The following is a 14,583-nucleotide window of genomic DNA, read 5'->3' on the forward strand; positions in this document are numbered from 1 at the left end:
CTCTGGCGTGGCGAGATCCGGGCAAGATTGATGCAGATAAACATTAGACAAAACAAAGCGGAGAGCCGAAGCTCTCCGCTTTTGTTGTCGAAGTTCACTTCCTGGTTAGAAGGTGAACTCGCCATGGAGTTGAATAAGGCGCGGGCTCGCGTCCGCACCGCCCACTGAACCGAGGATGCTGGTCGGAGCGCCTACCGTGCTCGTAATTGCACCGTAGGTGCTGGAGCCTGTCAGCGCGTGGCCAGGATTCTGGAAGTTCGGGTGGTTGAAGAGGTTGAAGAACTGTGCACCGACCTTGATCTTCATGAACTCATAGTGCGGAATCTTGAAGTTCTTGAAGGCTCCGAAATCGACGTTGGAGTAGGCCGGACCAGTAAGCGAGTTCCTGTGCTGCTGGGTGAAGTCCGTCGGTGCAACGAAGGACGCATTCGAGCGGAAGCTGCAAGGATTCGGGATTGAGCCATCCGGTAGGAGGGCGTGGTTGCCGCCACCGCAGTGATGGTCGAAGTTGTTGTTAGCCTGCTTAGCGAAGAGGTTCACCGTACCGTTGGAGAAGCCAGCGGTGCTCGAGCTGTAAGTGATCGTGTAAGGCAAGCCGGTCTGATGGAAGGCCACAGCGTTGAACTCAAAACCGCCGAAGACCTCATCCCACTTATGCAGGTAGTTAGGTACCGACCAGGTGACGTTACCCGTGATGTTCTGGCGAACATCATAGTCGGCATTCCCGTACTGAGCGTGGAGGTTGTAGGGGTTTGCCACCGACTCGGCATCGCCGTTATCCGGGGCAAAGGGCTCGAGACCGCCATTGGAGACCTCGTCAAGAGCGTGGCTCCACTGGTAGTTGAAGACCGCTGTCAAGTTGCCCTGGTGACGCTGGGCTGTAACGACCACACCATTGAAATTGCTGCTAGCGCCGGAGTAGACGTTTGTCAGCGTACCAAAGGCGGTCACAGGCTTCGCCGTACCATTGGTTGCGAACAGAGTGGGATACTTCGTAGCAGATGCAGACGCGAGTGTGAGGTTGCGCCCGCCGTTTTCGACCGGCTCATGGTAGCCGTGGTTGCCAGCGTAAGTAAGCGTCAAGCTGCTCTTCGCATCTAGGCGACGCTCCACAGCAAGGCTCCACTCCTCATACGTGGGATACTTGATGCCGGCGGGGGTTGTCGTCGTAAAGCTAGGGGCAGAGTAGAGGCCGCCAGCTGCCGCGACTGCGGAACGAATGGTTGTGTACGTTCCACCCGATGCGTAGCCATTCTGGAACGCAGCATTTGAGGCGCGAGCGTACGCCCCGCCGCTGCCTGCCGTGCTGGGGTCAAGGTTCAGATCAGCAGCACCGCCGCCAACCGGACCATAAGCCGCAGCGTGGAAGTTATCCGGCGCATTGCCCATGATGGTGTCTGCGATCAGGGCAGGGAAGCTATCGGAGAACATGCCGAAGCCGGCGCGGATCACGGTATTGTGCTCTGGCTGCCAGTTGAGGCCCAGACGAGGCATCACCGCAAGCTTCTGATACTTGGTGAAGGCACGGTAGCGGCTGGACTTGATATACCCACCTGGGTACGCAGCGCTATAGGGAACGTTCGCCGAAGCAATGGTGCTGCTCGAGGTGGCAAGCGAGTTCACATCGGTCGACAAGCTTTCAAAGCAAAGCGTGTGGCAGACGGGGTTCGAGTTGCGCTCGAGGCGGATACCTGCGGTGAGCGTCAGGTTCGGGAGAACCTTGTACTCGTCCTGAACATAGATGCCTTCGTCATAGACCGAGACGGGCTGCTCCGGCTTGACTGGAAAGTACTGCGACCACACGTAGTCGATCTGCCCTGCAAAGAACGCTTCCTCTGAACCCTCGGCAAGTGGAGCGACGGAACGGCTCTGGTCGAGGTCCGTTACATTATCGCGGCGGATGTTATATCCGAAGCGAACTGTGTGGCGGCCGCGCGTCCAGCTTACGTCGTCAATGACCTGGTAGCCCGTAACGCGGCGGCCCTGCGGGAAGGCGTAGTCATCGCCACCGTAGTACTGCTCGTAGAGGTCACCATCCAGATTCGGGACGAAAGTGAAAGGAGCGATGGGTAGATAGTTGTTGGTGTTCTGGAAGGGTGCGCTGTACCAGTTGCCGGTAACCACAAGCTGGTTGGTGAGGTTCGGCGTGAAGCTGTGGGCCTCACTCATCTGCCCTTCATAGGCGGGCTGAGGGCTGTAAGCATCGAAACGGGGGTCGATGAGGTCGACGTATGTCGGCTGGACACCATGATCCTGCTTGTAGTGGACGAAGAACGTGTCCTTGTCGCTGATCTTCCAGTCCGCGCGGGCGGTCAGCAGCCACTCCTTGAGGTTCGACTGCGAACTGGTGTAGTAAGTCTCGAGAGCAGCATCGTTCGGATCCGCATGCACCGAGCTCGCACCTGGGCGGAACGGGCTGTTGCGGAACGTGTTCATGATCGTTGTCACCAGCGGGAGCTGGCTCGCCGATGCGGGAGCAAAAGCGGCGTAGCCATTGTTGCCAACGCAGGTAGAGGTGTTCGGAGAGGCCGCGCAGTTTGCGTCTGCTGCAGCATTCAGCGCAGCGCAGGCTGTCGTGCTGCCCTCAGCGCAAGCGGCCGTTTGAGCCGTGGGGACGTAGATCTGTCCGGACGCGGGGGTCGTTGCACGAATACCTTCCGTATCTACGAACCAGAAGAGGCGATCCTTCAATGCAGGACCACCGATGCGCGCTGCCCACTGGTTGGCGTTTACAAAGGTCGGCTGGTTCTTGGTGCCATTGAACGCTTCGCTCTGCTTGTTGAACCAGTCGTTCGAGTTGAGAGCACGACCATCCCAGTAGTAGCTGAGGTTCCCGTGAAGGCGGTTCGTACCTGCAGCCGTGATCTCGCTCACCTGGGCGCCGCCGAGGCCGCCATACTGAGCGCTGTAGGCCGGAGCCACGACGGTCACGGTATCGACCTCGTTATTTCCGAGGGTCAGGTTTGAAGCGCCGGTGTTGTTCAGGTTCAAGAATGGATCGTTCTCATAGCCGCCGTCGAGGGAGAACATGTTCGACAAGCCTGAGATACCGAAGCTGGAGAAGTTGCCGTAACCGCCGGCTGCAGTACCAGTGTTCATCACGGTGCCGGGAGCGGTTTGCGCTACGAAGGTCAGGTCGTTGCCGGGGTTCGGCATCCGCTGCACTTCCTGTGCGGAGAGTGTTGTCGTAATGTCGGCGTTCGTCGTGTTCACGAACTCGGGAACCTCGTTCACCTCAACTGTCGTGCCGCTTGCGCCCACAGGAAGCTTGATGTCGTCCTCGCTCACGACGCCAGCGGAGACCGTGACAACGCCCGTCACGGTCGAGAAGCCAGGCGCGGTAGCCGTCACTTTATAGCTTCCGGGGGTAAGCAGGGAGGCACGGAAGCTACCCCCAGCTGAGGAAGTAACCGTCTTGGTCTCGCCCGTGCCAGTGTTGGTCACCGTGATCGTGGCGTTCGGCACGACCGCACCGGTCGGATCACTAAGGGTGCCACTAATATCGCCGGACGTGGTCGACTGTGCCAAGGCCGGGGCAGTCGCACCCGCCATCAAGGCGACCATCAAACCGAGCGCAAGCTGAAACTTCTTCATGTACTGGGACTCTCCTGAGATCTTCGATCTGAAGGGGGACTTCATGGAGAGGTAGTATGCACGAGGGGGGCCATTCTGGGACAACCCGCAATATCTAGCGATTTTTGGGCCAATTTTGACTGAATCTTTTAGATGAGCCGCCGTGTAAGCCGCAGATAAATATGGAATACGGGATATTCGATACGGCTGACGGGAGTAGATCCGGGATTTCGTAGAAATGTCACAAAGCGGGGTTGTCCAGGGCGACCGGCCGGTGCTGAGGATTGCAAGTCGGCAGTCCAGTTGACCGTGGGGCACCGACACAGGCTGTTCGCGCACTACCGCCCAAAGCACGCAGGCGAAGAGCCGAAGCTCTTCGCCTGCGCGGGACTGCTGTTGAGGTTTCGTTAGAAGTTCAGCTTGAGTTGAAACTCCGTCGTTCTCGGTCCGCCCTGATCGAAGGTGCCCGAGTTGCGATTGATGCGCAGCGGATTTTGAGTGGCCAGATTGTTCGGGCCGTTGACGTAACCAGCGATACCGGCGTCTGCCTGGTTGAGGAGGGTGCCGTTGATCGCGCCGAAGTTGCTCATGTTGAAGACGTTGTACATGACGACGCCAGGCACCAGGCTCAGGCCCTCATGAAACTTGCTGAACTTGATCGGGTAGCTGGCGTTGAAGTCGAAGTAGCGGAAGGCGGCATTGTCGATCGGTACATCGACGGCCTGCGGAGCAATGGGCTGCTGCACGCCACCGAGGGCGAGTAGCTGTCCCTGGGTGAGCAGTCCAGCCGAGACCAGGGCCTGGCCAGCGGGGGTGAGCTGGTTTGCGTGCACGGAGTTGTACTGGGCGATGAACTTGTTGATGTTGCCGTGATGAACCTGGTGCATGTAAGCGCCGGGGTTCGTTCCCGGGGCAAGATCACCGATGGTGCCGTCACCATCTACGTCCGTCTGGAAGATCTGCGCGGTATTGCCAGCGAGGGTATCCAGAGTGAGCGTGCTGGGGGGAGCGGAGTAGAAGTGGCTGACCACGCCCACCTGAAGGCCGTACTTGAGGCCCAACGTGCCACCGAAGCTGAGCTCGTTGGTGTGGTCGAGGTTGCTGCGGCCGAGGTAGCGGTTCGGATCATCGTTATCCCAGGCGCCAGCACCAGCAAAGAACTGGTCGGCAGCGTTGGTCCCCTTGTTTCCGGTCACGATGCGGGAGAGCGTATAGGCAATCGAGATGTTACTGGTGACGATACCCGGGAGCGGATGGGCCTTCTGCTCCTGGAAGAGCATCTGTAGGGCGTCATAGCCCGAACGACCTACCGGAAGGATGAAGAGACCGGTGCCGACGTTGGGGTTGATGCCAGGGAAGGCAGCGCCAGTGGCAGGCGTCAAACCATCCGCGGCTGCGGAGAAGTTCTGCAGGTAGTTCGTTCCGCTATCCAGACCGTTGCCGGCGAAATCGGTAATGGTAGCTCCGCTGACGGCACCTGTGGTCGGGTCTGTGTGGAGGCCTGGGCAGGCGGCGATAGCCTGCGCGATGGTCGCGACGCCGCAAGCAGTGAGAGTCGCGGCGATGGCGTTCTTGGCAGCTGCCGTGTTCAAAGTGCGCGCAGCGCCATTGGAGTTCACGTCGACGGAGATCGGAATCTTGAGGGTCGCGTTGTGGACGTAGTCGACACTCAGGACGATGCCGCGCGCAAACTCGTGCTGGACACCACCGTTGAACTGGATGGAGTACGGCGACTTATAAGGACCCGCGTAGAGGCTATTCGCGTACAACCCGTTTCCGGTTCCAACGTAGCTACCGTTCGCCGAGAGCGAACCCTTCACCTTGGCCTGGTATTCGGCCTTGATGGCATTGAGTTCGGGCGCGGCGTGATAAATCGACTCCGTGGTGATGGTGGAGATAGGAGTGCCGTCCGGAGCCGTGCTGATCGTGCCATAGCCCGGAAGGGCGATTGAGGAGCTCTTGGCGGGCACGTACGCATACCCGAAGTAGGGTCCGTTGGCTGTGATCACTCCAGGACGCGCGTTGCCGGTGTTATTGAAGACATCGCTCTCGTAGTACAGGCCGATGCCGCCGCGTACAGAGGTCTTGTGATCGCCCGGGCTAAAGACGAAACCGAGCTGGGGGCTGAAGTTCGCGTAGGGCTGATGCGTCTTGTAGCCAATGGCGCCGTAGGCTCCGCCCGTGCCTCCGACCGAACCATAGAAGTTGAACAGCGGCTGGGTACCGTTGCAGCCTGTCACGAGGTAGCTCGGATCGACAGTGGAGCAGAGGGGGGTGGGAACATCCTGGTTGGCGCGATCGGTATCGGTGCTCCAGCGGAGGCCGCTTGTGACGGTGAGATAGGGCTTCACCTTCCAGGTGTCGCCGACGTAGGAGCCGAAGCGCCAGCTGAAGACGCCGCCGCCGGCGAGGCCGAAGCCAGGACGCTCTGAGAAGAAGCCGTTGCCGTTACCGAGGATGTAGTACTCGGCGGAGTAGCCCCTGACCGGGTCGCCCGGGCAGGAGGTTCCGGCCACGTCAGCGCAGGGAACAGGGTTGGCTACCGATAGTTCGGTGTAGAGGGAAGCTCCATAGAAGGCGGCGAAACCACCACCGAGGAGGCGGTTCATGTCGAAGCCGAACTTGATGGAGTGGGCTCCGAAGGTCGCGGTGCCGTCATACCGAAGCTGTTTGTCGGACTGGAAGGTTCCCTGCGGCGCAAGGAAGTTCGGGCCAGCGTTCATGTCGCCCGCGAGGGTGATCTGGTTGTTGGGACCGGTCGACGGGTTATAAATGGAGTTACCAAGGGCAGCCGTTCCATCGACCAGGAGGTTGTGGAACTTCTCATAGCCCACGCGGAAGGAGTGCGTCAGACGCCCCTTCTGCATGTCAACGCCGCCGACGAGGCCCGGGACGTTATCCCGGTTCTCGTAGACCTGATACGGATTGGCTCCAAAGGTGGCGTCATCTGAGTTCACGCTATACACGGCGCGGACGAACATGTGCATGTTCCACGGGGCGTTGTAGTCCAAGCGGGCGATGCTGAACGTGTCGTTGAACGGAGCGGGGACGTAGTGGTACTGCTTTTCGGTCGCTGCAAAGACAGGATTCGCACCCGTTGCCACGTCATCTTCATGCTGCTTGATGCGCTCGCCACCACCGAAGAAGAAGAGCTTGTCCTTGATGATGTAACCGCCGACGTAGCCGCCGAACTGGTTGCGCTGAAACGGTGCGGGGAGGCCGCCGACGTTGGCGAAGCCCGCGTGATTGTCCTGGAAGTTATAGAAGGCGTTTCCGTGGAAGCTGTTCGTACCGCTGCGGGAGGAGAGAAGAACCTGGCCGGTGGAGGTGGTCTCACCGGAGACGTCCTGGGTGGAGCGGTTGAGCTGGAGCTCGCCGACGCCGCCCTCGGGGACGTTATAGATCGTGGTGCCGACGGTTTCGTCGGTGATGTCCTGGCCGTCGAAGAGGATGCGGGTAGTACGGCCACCAACACCCGAAACCGAGATTGCTGAGTAGCCGGCCTTGGTAGGATCGAAGGTCTGACCGGACTGCAGGATGACACCCGGCTGCAGCTGGGCGACGTCGAGGATGTTGCGCCCGTTGATGGGGAGGGTATCGATTTCTTCCTGTGTAACGACACCCGACACACCAATCTGATCGGTGTTGATCTGGAGGGCGCCGGCATTGACCTCGATGGTCTCCGTCGAGCTGCCGAGGGTGAGCTTGGCGTTGCCGGACGTCACGGTACCGGTCCGGATGACCGTCGTGAGCACTTCCTGGCTGAAGCTCGGTGCTGCGATCGTGACCTTATAGGTTCCTGGATTCAGGGGGCCAAGGCTGTAGAAGCCGGCAGAGTCGGTAGTGAGCTTGTGGGTATACCCGGTGTCCGGATCGGTGATCACGATGGACGCATTGGGTATCGCAGCGCCTGTGGGGTCGGAGATAGTGCCTTGGATCGATCCGCCATTGGACGAAATGGCCTGGCCGACGACGTTCGCGGGCATGACAGCTCCGCCTACGGCCATCGCGACGATCAGAGAACGCAGCAAGTTCTTCATCGTGTGGTCTGCTCCTTACGGGTATCAGCTACAGAATGGCTTAGAGGCATCAACTACAAAACGGCGCGAGTCAGTTTCTGTTCTTCGAAGTGCCGTGTAACGGACTAGTACAGATACAGGTCTGGCTGGGCGTGGTGAGTGTTTTGCGGAGAAGGGTCGCAGGTTTCCTGCCAAACGGAAGATCGAACGATAGGTCGCAGAGAAAACGAGGGTTAGTACCCATAGTTCCGGTTTGGGAAATATCAAAAGATAGACAATTTATCCCTGAAATCGTAGGTGTTTCGGCCGTTATACAAAATTTCATCGAATCTCTATGCTTTTCCCTCGAAGCGCAGGCGTGCGATAGCGTAGGGGCATGGTTATAGACTGCGAGCAAAATGACGTTCGACGGGGATTGGTCCTCATCAACACCGGCCCCGGCAAGGGGAAGACCACTGCGGCGCTGGGGACGGCGTTCCGCGCTGCAGGGAACGGGATGCGGGTGCTCATCCTGCAGTTTCTCAAGGGTTCCTGGCACTATGGCGAGCTGGATTCAGCAGAAGCGTTGAGTTCTGTTGAGGGTTTTCGCTACGTGATGCGGCAGCTGGGTCGCGGGTTTGTGAAGGTTGGCGGGGCTGAGACGGATCCAGAAGACCTCGCCATGGTGGAGAGGGCGTGGGCCGAGGCTTCGGCCGCGATCGAGTCCGGAGAGTGGGACCTGATTGTGCTTGATGAGATCAACTATGCGATCGGATACAAGATGCTTCATCCGGAGAGGGTGGCAGAGGTGCTGCGCGGCAAGCCGGAGATGCTGCACGTCATCCTGACCGGGCGCAATGCGCATCCGACGCTGGTGGAGCTGGCCGATACCGTGACGGAAATGCGCGAGGTGAAGCACGCCTATCAGAAGGGGATCCTGGCTCAGCGGGGGATTGAGTTCTAGCCCACGGAATCAGGCGGCTCGAGTGCGCGGCCGGGAAGGTCGGTGGGTTATCAGAGTTCCGGTGTGCCATCCATAATGTTGCAGTGAGTCTGCTTCCCCAAGTCGCCGTTCCTGCCAATGCTCCTGCCAATGCCACGATCGTCGCCATCTCCACGCCTCCGGGGCGCGGTGGGATTGGGATTGTGCGGCTTTCCGGGCCTTCCGCCATCACCATCGCACGCGAACTGATTGATATGGCCGGGAAGTTGGACCATGCCCGGGCACGCTTCGGACGCGTGCGGGACGCAGGCGGCAGCGGTTCGACCCTGGACGAAGCCCTGGTGACCGCGTTCCACGCGCCACACTCCTACACGGGAGAGGATCTGGTTGAAATTGCAGCACATGGGTCGCCGGTGGTGCTGACGGCGATCATTGATCTCGCATTAGTCGTTGGGCGACAAAACAGCCTCGATGTTCGTCTCGCCGAGCCAGGCGAGTTCACCCAGAGGGCTTTTCTCAGCGGAAGGCTCGACCTGACGCAGGCGGAGGCCGTCCACGACCTGATTGCCGCGCGGACGCTGGAGCAGGCTCGAACGGCGGCACAACAGCTGGGTGGGGCGATGTCCCGGCGTGTCGCGCCCGCGAAAGAGCAGCTGTTGCACCTCATCGCCCTGCTCGAGGCGGGTATGGACTTTGCTTCCGGTGAACTGGACGATGTGGACGTCGTCCCTACCGCGACGATTGCCGGCGAAATTGCCGGAGCGGTTCGGCCGCTGGAGGCTCTGGCTGCGAGCTTCCGCCGCGGCCGTCTCGAGAGGGATGGTGCCACTGTAGCGTTGATCGGCAGGCCCAACGCGGGCAAGAGCTCGCTCTTCAACCGGCTCCTGGAGCGCAATCGCTCGATCGTGACAGCTTCCCCTGGAACGACGAGGGACACGGTGGAAGAGATTGCTTCGCTCAACGGGATTCCGGTGCGGCTGATCGATACGGCCGGGCTGCGCGGAGAAGACCTGGACGAAACGCTGCACGAAGCAGAGGTGGAAGGCATCGCCCGCTCGCGCGAGGCGCTTGCCGACGCGGACCTGGTGCTATTTATCCACGATGCAAGCGAAGAGATGACGAGCGAGGAGCAGGAGATCCTATCCTCGCTTGCGGGACGCCCCTATCTCGTAGTGGAGAACAAGACTGATCTTCTCGACGCCACCGCCGTCGGGCTGGCTGAGTTGGGTGACGCCCCCATCAGGATCTCTGCTCGTACGGGCCAGGGACTGGAGGAGCTTCGAGAGGCGATGCTGCGTGAGCTATCGGAAGGCGCCGTCGCCGAGGCTGGAGCGCTCAACAACAGGCGGCAGCAGGAGGCGGTTCAGGAGGCCCTGGCAGCGCTGGCCGCGGCTGATACCGCCAACGCGGACGGGCTCCCCCATGAGCTGCTGCTGATGGACCTGCACCGGGCCCTCGATGCGCTCGATGCCCTGACGGGACAGACCACCAGCGACGACATCCTGGGACGAATCTTTTCGACCTTCTGCATCGGCAAGTAGAGCCGTGGCTGCCTCCCGCCGTAGTTCTTACTTGCGCAGGGCGGTCAGGATCGCGTCGAAGTCATCCACCCCGGAGTATTCGATGATGACCTTGCCTTTGCCCTTCTTGTCCTCAATGGTGACCTTTAGGCCCAGAGAACGGCGAAGCTGATCTTCGGCATCCTTCACATTGGGGTCCGGGGCGACGGCGGGCTTGGCTTCAACCTTTCGGTTCTCGGGATTCAGCAGGTTCTGGACCAGGTTTTCGGTGGAACGAACCGAGAGGTGAAGGGCGGTGACCTTCCTCGCAGCCTGCTCGATCGCCTCGGCGTCGGGCAACGCCAGGAGGGCGCGAGCGTGGCCGAAGGTCAGCTCGCCTGCGGAGACCAGGACCTGGACGCTTTCAGGGAGCTTGAGCAGGCGCAGAAAGTTCGAGACCGAGGCGCGGTCCTTGCCGGTGCGCTCGGCCATCTGCTCCTGGGTCATATGAAACTCCCGGGCGAGCCGGGAAAAAGCATGGGCCTGCTCGATGGGGTTCAGGTCGGCCCGCTGCAGGTTTTCGACGATGGTCATCTCCATCGCCTGCACGTTGGAGACCTCGCGCACGATGGACGGGATCGTGGTCTTTCCGGCCTTGCGGGAGGCGAGGAGGCGCCGTTCTCCGGTGATCAGGGTGTAGCGGCCGTCTTCCTTGAACTTTTCGCCCTCGCGGACGACGATGGGCTGCACCACGCCTGACGCCTTGATGGACTCGGCCAGCTCGGCGAGCTTTTCTTCGTTGAAGGTGGTGCGGGTCTGGAAGGGATTGCGGTCGATCTTGTCGAGCGGAATCTCGAGCGGCTGGCCGGTGGGCTCAGCCGCGACCGGGGCCGGAGCCTCGACGGGCTTGCGGGCAGGCAGCAGGGATTCGAGGCCCTTTCCGAGGGCGCGGCGCTTGGGGTCGATGAGGGGATTGGCCATGATGCGTTCCTGTATGAATGGGTGAGGTTCCCTGACTGCGGGAGCAGGTGCAGTCAGGGCTGGTGCTTGTATCGATCCCGCGGCCCGGGCTTCGGGCCGGGTACTAGGACTTCTTGCGCCGGAAGGGCCACATGCCCGAGCCCTTGGACTCTTCCTCGTCTGCGAGCTGCTGGATGCTGCGGGGCAAAGGAATCTCGTCCACGACAAGCTTTTTCCGGGAGGCCGACGGCGTCACCGGCTTGATCTCGGGATTGCGGTCGAGAATCTCCTGCGCGAGATCGAGATAAGCCTCCGCACCGCGGGAGCGGGGATCGTACAGGGCGACCGGCTTGCCGTGGCTTGGGGCCTCCGCGAGCCGGATGTTCCGGGGCACGGTGGTCTTGAAGACCTTGTCGCCGAAGAACTCCATGAGGTTGGCGCGTACCTGCTGCGAGAGGTTGGTCCGGTCGTCGAACATGGTGAGCAGGACGCCTTCGAGCGCGAGACGCGGGTTATAGGCTGCGGCGACGCGATCGAGCGTGGAGAGCAGCTCCGAGACGCCTTCCAGGGCGAAGTACTCGGCCTGCATGGGGACGAGGAGCGTGTCGGCAGCGACGAGGGCGTTGAGCGTCAGCAGGTCGAGGGCTGGAGGGCAATCGAGAATGATGAATCCCCAGGTGCCGTTGCGATCAGGGGCGAGCGCGTCCCGGAGGCGGGACTCGCGCCGATCGGCGTTGACCAGCTCGACGTTGGCGCCAATCATGTTCCGGGTTCCTGGAACGATTGAGAGGCCTTCAACGCCTGTCGGGAGGACGGCCTCCCGCGCGGTAGCGGCACCGAGCATCAGGTCGTAGACGCTGAGTTTGGCCTCTTCGCGCTGAACGCCGAGGCCGCTGGTGGAATTTGCCTGAGGATCGCAGTCGATCAGGAGGGTAGGGACGCCTTCGAGGGCGAGGGAGGCCGCGAGATTGATCGCGGTTGTGGTCTTGCCGACGCCACCCTTTTGGTTGACGACGGCGATGACCTTGGTCTTTTTCTTAGGTGGGTCGATGGTCATGGGCTTGCGTTCCCAAGCCTAGCAGAGGAACAGGGAAGCGGCTGATGTATGCCCTGTGTACCAGTGGTGTTACCGGTGGATCGTGTGGAGAACGGCGAGGGGAGTGAGGGAGACGAATGATGTTCCACGTGGAACATGCGCGGCAAATGCTTCACATCAGGCTGGTTGCCACGGCGGAACGTTCCACGTGGAACATCGATCTCAGCCGGAGTTCTCCACAGAAGGCATTGTCAGCACTTCGCGGCCGCGCACGACCATCATCCTCCTCGGAGGAGGCCACACTACCAGGAGCGCCGTAGCGAGACTTAGCAATGCCAAAGTCAGAAAGCTTCGGACACCAAAAAGAGACAGAAGACCGTCATCCTGCGGCCCGAAGGTTGCCTGAGGGTTCGGGCTTGATGAGGCAGCGACAGATCCGTGCCCCATCCCGTCCCTCATGCACTGGAAGGCGCTCTCGAGCGTGTGCAGACTCGCAACCTGACCGTCGAGGGTTCCAGAGGTGAAGCTCCAGCTAGCTCCAGCGGGCTGAAAACGGAGCAGCATTCCAGCGTGGTCGTAGAGCAGAACGCGCTGCATCCTTCGGGTCGTCGGATCGTAGGTGGAAGAATCTGAGGAAGGAGGGCCACAGTGCTGGATGACAGCGGCTGCATCGCCCGCGACAGGGGCGACGGGGATGTCGGCAGACTGAGGGAGTGCCGCGAAAGCTGTTGTACTGGCGGCGAGGAGTACAAACTGCACCAGCAAGGGGTGGAAACGCACGGTCGTTCTCCAACTGAGATGTTTGCGGGGCGCTTGTCGGGCTTCCGTCGTGAGTGGACTGTACGAAGGCGCGACAATCGTGTCAGTGATAATCATCACTGCTTCGAAGCAGGGGCCTGATGCGATGACGCGATTGTTCCACGTGGAACGCCGACTCGTCGCCTATCTGCTGAATTATCTTTCGGTTATCTCTAGAAACGAAGATTCCCGACCCGGAATGGGAAATCGAAATGAGACATCCGGGGACTGGCTCTCTCCGAGCACGGCCAGCCATCCGGGCCGTGCGATTCGCTCTGACGCCAGCCGAATCGCCAACTCCATGTTGTCGACGGCCCGAAGGGTCACAGCGTCGAAGAGCCGGCCGGCCGGCATCGTCTCTACTCTTGCGGAAAACACCTCGGTCTTCAGGCCCAATGAGCGCACGGCCTCCCGGAGGAAGCTCGCCTTCTTGCCCTGTGATTCTGCCAGGGTAACTCGGAGATCCGGTCGAAGCAGTTGGATCGGAAGGCCGGGGAAGCCTCCACCGGAGCCTACATCGAGGAGCGTCGCACCGGGCGCAAGGCGTCGAGAGAGAACGACACCGGCAAAGAGACTCTCCCCAAAGTGACGCTGCACAATCTCTCGCGGGTCGCGGATCGCAGTCAGGTTCGTGCGGGAGTTCCACCGCAGCAGTAGATCAAGGTATGTCTGCAGTTGGGCGGTCAGGCCCTCAGGCTCGGAGACCGGCAAAACGCCGGGAATGCTCTCCGGCGCTTCAAGCTCCCCGGCTTCCAGGAAGGGTGCGATGAGCTTGCCGATCTCCGCGGGAGTCAGCGCCTCAGTCACGGAGGGCTGCCTCTGCGGGCACGCGATTTGCGGCGGACCAGCGGCGGGCTTCGTCCATGAAAGCGGAGAAGATTCTTCGAGACGCTTCGCTGATCTCCACCGAGCGCTCAGGATGCCACTGCACGCCGAGAACCCACCAGTTGCCAGCCTCACCCCACGGACGTTCTACGGCCTCCACGACGGCGTCTTCGGGACACCGGGCGACCATCTTCATTCCATCGCCGGGTTGGGCGACGGCCTGGTGGTGACTGGAGTTCACCGGCAGGCGGAGGAAGTCGCCATCGATGGTGCAGTCGGCAGCCCCCTTCACCAGAGAACCGAGGAGGGAATCGGGTGCGATCAAGACGCTGTGGGCGATCGCGACCCTGGGGCCGGCAGAATGATTCACCGGCAAAGGAGAGAGATCCTGGACCAAGGTGCCCGCGCCCCAGGAGTTCAGCGACTGAATCCCGTAGCAGATCCCGAGGACGGGTTTACCGTGCGACTCGGCATCGTCGAGCAGCATCCAGTCGGTCTGCTCGCGGGCGGCATCCGCGGGGCCGCAGCCCGGGTCGCGATCAGCCCCGTAGCGGCCGGGTTCCACATCGGCGGGGCTTCCAGGAAGAACGACGCCATCGCAGGTCGCGATCAGCGCCCTGAGCGTTGCGGGCGTGGAGAGCGGATCAAGCTCCACAGGTTCACCACCGGCAGCCGTCACCGCCGCGGCATAGTTCTTCCACGACCGCTGGTTGTAGTCCGGGTCGATGGATGTCGGGACGGGGATGGCGATGCGGGGGCGGTCGGACATGGTCAGGTCTCACTGGCGGGGATGAATCCCGGGAGCTAATAGCAAGCTGGATTCCTCCCGGCTCGCGCGGCTCCCCATGTTCGATGGTACATCTGGCGGCGAGGGCTCATGAATCGCCGTCCGCTGGGATACGTGGGCAGCGTAAGCGTAACCAGCAGAAAACACTGCGCTTTCGCGATGCA

The 14,583-nt window shown here is 61.1% G+C and carries 8 protein-coding genes; 2 read left to right on the forward strand and 6 right to left on the reverse strand.

The annotated features are described in order from the left end of the window. Window positions 1–105: 105 nt before the first annotated feature. Together C4S68_RS10195 and C4S68_RS10200 are read right to left on the reverse strand one after the other, a co-directional pair. On the reverse strand, window positions 106–3,594 hold the full coding sequence (locus C4S68_RS10195; protein WP_160115091.1) for a TonB-dependent receptor: 3,489 nt from the start codon (window positions 3,592–3,594) through the stop codon (window positions 106–108). A gap of 386 nt (window positions 3,595–3,980) precedes the next feature. Beyond that, window positions 3,981–7,613, reverse strand: a complete 3,633-nt coding sequence (locus C4S68_RS10200; protein WP_103932963.1) for a TonB-dependent receptor — start codon at window positions 7,611–7,613, stop codon at window positions 3,981–3,983. A 355-nt stretch (window positions 7,614–7,968) separates the two neighbouring features. Here C4S68_RS10200 and cobO point away from each other — a divergent pair, with 355 nt between their 5' ends. Both cobO and mnmE read left to right on the forward strand, forming a co-directional pair. Beyond that, a complete protein-coding gene (gene cobO, locus C4S68_RS10205) occupies window positions 7,969–8,535 on the forward strand; it encodes a cob(I)yrinic acid a,c-diamide adenosyltransferase (RefSeq protein ID WP_103932964.1) in 567 nt (188 codons plus the stop codon). 83 nt (window positions 8,536–8,618) lie between these two features. Beyond that, a complete protein-coding gene (mnmE, locus tag C4S68_RS10210; RefSeq protein WP_235011501.1) occupies window positions 8,619–10,055 on the forward strand; it encodes a tRNA uridine-5-carboxymethylaminomethyl(34) synthesis GTPase MnmE in 1,437 nt (478 codons plus the stop codon). Between the two features lie 27 nt (window positions 10,056–10,082). Here mnmE and C4S68_RS10215 read toward each other — a convergent pair whose 3' ends face one another. From C4S68_RS10215 to C4S68_RS10235, 4 genes are all read right to left on the reverse strand, one after another. Beyond that, window positions 10,083–10,994: a ParB/RepB/Spo0J family partition protein gene (locus C4S68_RS10215; protein ID WP_103932965.1), complete on the reverse strand. Its 912-nt coding sequence runs from the start codon at window positions 10,992–10,994 to the stop codon at window positions 10,083–10,085. Window positions 10,995–11,097: 103 nt separating this feature from the next. After that, on the reverse strand, window positions 11,098–12,030 hold the full coding sequence (locus C4S68_RS10220) for a ParA family protein (RefSeq protein WP_103932966.1): 933 nt from the start codon (window positions 12,028–12,030) through the stop codon (window positions 11,098–11,100). 933 nt (window positions 12,031–12,963) lie between these two features. Next, a complete protein-coding gene (gene rsmG, locus C4S68_RS10230; protein ID WP_235011502.1) occupies window positions 12,964–13,614 on the reverse strand; it encodes a 16S rRNA (guanine(527)-N(7))-methyltransferase RsmG in 651 nt (216 codons plus the stop codon). Further along, window positions 13,607–14,401 (reverse strand): gamma-glutamyl-gamma-aminobutyrate hydrolase family protein, encoded by a 795-nt coding sequence (locus C4S68_RS10235; protein WP_103932968.1) that lies wholly within the window; start codon window positions 14,399–14,401, stop codon window positions 13,607–13,609. The genes rsmG and C4S68_RS10235 overlap by 8 nt, the downstream gene beginning before the upstream one ends. Between the last annotated feature and the right edge of the window lie 182 nt (window positions 14,402–14,583).

This window comes from Bryocella elongata, assembly GCF_900108185.1.
Lineage (GTDB): Bacteria > Acidobacteriota > Terriglobia > Terriglobales > Acidobacteriaceae > Granulicella > Granulicella elongata.

Excerpts from the sequence above, each read along its gene's own strand:
- C4S68_RS10195 (WP_160115091.1), bottom strand. The coding sequence starts at position 3,594 with ATGAAGAAGTTTCAGCTTGCGCTCGGTTTGATGGTCGCCTTGATGGCG.
- C4S68_RS10200 (WP_103932963.1), bottom strand. The coding sequence starts at position 7,613 with ATGAAGAACTTGCTGCGTTCTCTGATCGTCGCGATGGCCGTAGGCGGA.
- cobO (WP_103932964.1), top strand. The coding sequence starts at position 7,969 with ATGGTTATAGACTGCGAGCAAAATGACGTTCGACGGGGATTGGTCCTC.
- C4S68_RS10215 (WP_103932965.1), bottom strand. The coding sequence starts at position 10,994 with ATGGCCAATCCCCTCATCGACCCCAAGCGCCGCGCCCTCGGAAAGGGC.
- C4S68_RS10220 (WP_103932966.1), bottom strand. The coding sequence starts at position 12,030 with ATGACCATCGACCCACCTAAGAAAAAGACCAAGGTCATCGCCGTCGTC.
- C4S68_RS10235 (WP_103932968.1), bottom strand. The coding sequence starts at position 14,401 with ATGTCCGACCGCCCCCGCATCGCCATCCCCGTCCCGACATCCATCGAC.